Source organism: Actinoplanes sp. NBRC 103695, assembly GCF_030269485.1.
Taxonomy (GTDB): Bacteria; Actinomycetota; Actinomycetes; order Mycobacteriales; family Micromonosporaceae; genus Actinoplanes.
Window position 1 is genome coordinate 1 of sequence record NZ_BSTL01000148.1, and the last position, 302, is coordinate 302.

At 63.9% G+C, this 302-nt stretch carries 1 protein-coding gene; it reads left to right on the forward strand.

What is annotated here, in order from left to right:
- On the forward strand, nucleotides 1-302 hold a 302-nt coding region (locus QSK31_RS48645), incomplete at both ends, for a hypothetical protein (protein WP_285692019.1).

Sequence of the window (302 nt, forward strand, 5' to 3'; positions counted from 1 at the left end):
GGTGGCGGGGGTGGCTTCTACCAGCAGCAGCGGTTCTTCCCGGCGGCGGTCGAGATCACCGGTGGTGGTCGGGATGGTTCGGGCGTGCGGCAGCCGGGTGTTGATGGTGCCGTTGCGGGTGTGGGTTTGTCTTTTCCTGACGTGGTGCGGTTGTTGACGGGGGCTGCCGACAGTGAGCTTCAAGAACTGGCCGGATGGCTGACAACCGAAGCCTCCGGATGGGAAAGCGCCTACGAACAACTGGTCACCGAGCGGTCTCTGCCTCTTCCGGTGACGTGGAACGGGTTTATGCGGGCTGTAGC